This window comes from Photorhabdus tasmaniensis (assembly GCF_011189505.1).
GTDB classification, from domain to species: Bacteria; Pseudomonadota; Gammaproteobacteria; order Enterobacterales; family Enterobacteriaceae; genus Photorhabdus; species Photorhabdus tasmaniensis.
Genome location: NZ_PUJU01000126.1, coordinates 1 through 2,275, shown reverse-complemented (window position 1 = coordinate 2,275; position 2,275 = coordinate 1). Strand labels below are relative to the sequence as shown.

Sequence of the window (2,275 nt, the reverse complement as noted above, 5' to 3'; positions counted from 1 at the left end):
AATTTTGTGCTCAATCATAGCGTCAGAGCTGTAATAACTTGCTGTTTAACAGCATATTTTAAAAGGATATTTTTGGATCCCCGCCAGATCAATGTAAGACCGAAATGGAAAGCAAGAAATGAAAAAATACATAAAGTACAGAAGGTTAATAGGAGAAAGGAAAAAGGTTTTGCAAAACTTTCACAGAAAAAGATCAAACAAGGATCAGAAAAAACGGGCAACGAAAATCATATTCAGACGTTGTAGATCAATGCTGTATAGTTCCCACACATCAAACCGTTTCTGTTCATCCGGTGTCGCTATGACACCAGCCGTCTATCTTGGGTATAAGATGAATACTATTTTGATAACACTAAGCCACATCAGCCATTTACTGGGTTTGCTGATGCTAATCCGGATAGTAAATCCCCGATGAATGCCTTATGTATAGAACCAAAATTTAAGGCGGGATTTTAGCTGCGTGAAAAATTAAGGCAATGGGTACTTGTTGAGAATAAAAAAAGAATTACAATTTATTGTATGATATCCGTTCAATCACAAGAGAATCAAGAAATTATTATTCCAGATAGTTTTACAAAACAGACGAGGCCGTCGCAATATCATAAGAGGGGTGGGAAGTGGTTAATTTCGAAGGATGACGAAGAAAAACTGAAAAATGATATTCAACAAGCAGCAATTAATGAGCGAGGCTATTCAAAAAATTGCACCGCTGCAATATGCCGCAGATACAGGAATGGAATCAGAGGAAGATAAAGGGTTGTTGCTCGAATGGAAAAAAATACGTGGTATTACTTAATCGGATTGATGTTGCAGCAGCGCCAGATATCACCTGGCCTGAAAAACCTATGAAGTGATTGAGTTGGGTATAAGGGAAAGGGGTGGTCAGAACGGGATAAAGCCGGATTAACCGGTTTTGTTTTTAATTCGGCTTCTTCGGCTTCAGTAGCAACCTCTAAGTCAACAAAGTCCTGGAGTAGCGAGAGTGTTTCATTCGTCTGTCGTAACAGTGTGGCTTGTTGCTGCTTTGTTCCTTCGATTTGGCTTGATTTAAGAAGATCTTTATCAGCTAACCCACTCTTTACTGTCCCACTTATCATCGGTACCATAAATGAAGATAAGCTTTGAGATGGAGGGAGGTTGTGTAACCTTCGGAAGAGAGAGTATTAGGGTTGTAAAAATGTGAAGTTAATCTCCCATAATTGGGCTGTTTAGGTGAGGTTGATAGTGGGATTACCTAGCAGTACACTAACCGCAATAGAAACTACATTCACATTTTGAGATAGCAAAAACAAATGATACCTAAGAAAATCCACTACGTATGGGTTGGTGATAAGCCTAAACCACAATTTGTTTTAAATTGTATAGATACATGGAAGAAATTCTTACCTGATTATGAACTGATTGAATGGAACAATGAAAGTTTAAAAAGAATTAAAAATAATTATATGGAAGAGGCGTTTCTCAACAATAAATGGGCGTTTGTTTCTGATTATTTACGGCTATATGCACTGTATCATGAAGGTGGTGTATATTTGGACACTGATGTTGAAATCACCAAAAACATAGACAAATTTTTGCAATTGAGTTTTTTTAGTTGTTATGAAAAAGGTGATGAATACTATCCTATTACCTCGGCAGTCATAGGGGCAGAAAAAAGAAACAATATTGTCAGTGATTTACTAAAACAATATAATGATATACATTTTGAGACACCTAATGGGCTGGATTTAGAAACCAATATAATAAAGATAACTCGTTATTTTTCAAGAAAATTCAATTTATCACCACCTTATGATGGAACAAAAGAAACCCATTTGAATAACAATTCCATTATTTATCCATCTAACTATTTTTGTACCCCAGAATTGGGAATGATAAACTTCGCAATACATCATTTTAATGGTTCTTGGCTGCCCTCTCATTCTCGAAAAGATAAATTAAATATTTTTAATAAGTTTATTATCTCTCGATTTATTAAGATAAGAGATAAAGGAGATCCACAGACCTCCTCAAAAGAAAAAATATTACTCAGTGTACCTATGCTAAAAAATAAGAAGTATGTATTAATAATGAAAAAATAAAAAATACGCGGGGTTCATTGGTTAGTAAAATACCCGTCGCCTCTTGGTTAATATCCAAGAGGCGACAGGCAACAGTTAAACGATACTAATTTTGAGGTTAACGCCACATGCCGCCGCATAGCGCTCAAGTGTCGCAACACTGGCTTTCATCGGGTTCTTTTCAACCTTAGCGACTGCCGGTGGGGTAATTCCCA

4 protein-coding genes and 1 pseudogene are annotated in these 2,275 nt (G+C 36.4%); 4 read left to right on the top strand and 1 reads right to left on the bottom strand.

Annotated elements, in window-relative coordinates; genetic code table 11:
• The 3 genes and pseudogenes from C5471_RS24095 to C5471_RS23040 form a co-directional block, all read left to right on the top strand.
• Positions 1-246 (top strand): hypothetical protein (locus C5471_RS24095; protein ID WP_207627452.1); only part of this gene is annotated, 246 nt, incomplete at its 5' end.
• Positions 247-655: 409 nt separating this feature from the next.
• Positions 656-766, top strand: a pseudogene (locus tag C5471_RS25425) (tail fiber assembly protein); the annotation flags it as partial.
• Entirely contained in the window at positions 717-854 is a 138-nt protein-coding gene (locus tag C5471_RS23040) for a tail fiber assembly protein (protein ID WP_242688841.1), read from the top strand. The pseudogene C5471_RS25425 and the gene C5471_RS23040, both read left to right, overlap by 50 nt.
• On the opposite strand, the gene C5471_RS23035 is transcribed toward C5471_RS23040, so the two are convergent.
• Positions 789-1,106 carry a tail fiber assembly protein gene (locus tag C5471_RS23035; protein ID WP_242688840.1) on the bottom strand — a complete coding sequence of 106 codons (318 nt, stop codon included), beginning with the start codon at positions 1,104-1,106 and terminating at the stop codon, positions 789-791. The two genes, C5471_RS23040 and C5471_RS23035, sit on opposite strands and share 66 nt — an antisense overlap.
• A 186-nt stretch (positions 1,107-1,292) precedes the next feature.
• Here C5471_RS23035 and C5471_RS23030 point away from each other — a divergent pair, with 186 nt between their 5' ends.
• Positions 1,293-2,081, top strand: coding sequence for a glycosyltransferase family 32 protein (locus tag C5471_RS23030; protein ID WP_133812493.1), 789 nt, complete (start codon positions 1,293-1,295; stop codon positions 2,079-2,081).
• Positions 2,082-2,275 lie beyond the last annotated feature (194 nt).